This window comes from Arthrobacter sp. GCM10027362 (genome assembly GCF_042679445.1).
Taxonomy (GTDB): domain Bacteria; phylum Actinomycetota; class Actinomycetes; order Actinomycetales; family Micrococcaceae; genus Crystallibacter.
Genome location: NZ_JBHTML010000414.1, coordinates 1 through 819 on the forward strand (window position 1 = coordinate 1; position 819 = coordinate 819).

Genomic DNA, 819 nt, shown 5'->3' on the forward strand with positions numbered 1-819 from the left:
CCGCGGGCTGCTGGACGGCATCCTGGCGAACACCGTGGCCGCCCTGGTCGAGGCCGGCGGCACCGGGCTGCGGGCCTGGATCGGCCCGTCCATCTGCGGGCGCTGCTACGAAGTGCCCGCCGGCATGCAGGCCGAAGCCTGCGAGCTGCTGCCCGCACTGCGCTCCGAAACCTCCTGGGGCACTCCGGCCCTGGACCTGGCCGCCGGGGCCGCCGCCCAGCTCGAGGTCCTCGGCGTGCAGGTTCAGCAGGTGCACGGCTGCACCCGGGAAAGCGCCGCGCTGTTCTCGTACCGCCGCGATCCGGGGTGCGGGCGGTTCGCGGGCCTGGTCTGGGCTGCCGCGTGAGCGCACGGAAGGACCAGCTCGCCGCGAACCTGGCGCAGGTGCGCGGGCGGATCTCCCGCGCCGCCGCCGGCCGCGGCGGGGCCGAGCCCGAACTGATCGTGGTCACCAAGTACTTTCCCGCCTCCGACGTGGCGGCGCTGGCGGAGCTGGGGGTCCGGGACGTGGGGGAGAATCGGGACCAGGAAGCTTCCGCCAAGGCGGCCGAACTGCCCGGGGACGGGCCGTGGTCCGCGCTGAGGTGGCATTTCATCGGGCAGCTGCAGACCAACAAGGCCAAGTCGGTGGTGCGTTATGCCCACGCGGTGCATTCGGTGGACCGCCCCGCGCTGGTGGCCGCACTGTCCAAGGCGATGCTGGCCGAACAGGAACGGCGCCGCGCCGCCGGCCAGCCGGCCAGGGAGGAGCTGGTCTGCCTGATCCAGGTGGACCTGGACGACCGCCCGGCGGACGCCCGGCCGGCGGCCGCCCCGGGC

1 protein-coding gene and 1 pseudogene are annotated in these 819 nt (G+C 74.7%); both read left to right on the forward strand.

Annotation, left to right across the window (positions count from 1 at the left end; genetic code table 11):
• On the forward strand, positions 1-346 hold a 346-nt coding region (locus ACFQ36_RS23065), incomplete at its 5' end, for a laccase domain-containing protein (protein ID WP_377017938.1).
• Positions 343-819, forward strand: a pseudogene (locus ACFQ36_RS23070) (YggS family pyridoxal phosphate enzyme); the annotation flags it as partial. The gene ACFQ36_RS23065 and the pseudogene ACFQ36_RS23070, both read left to right, overlap by 4 nt.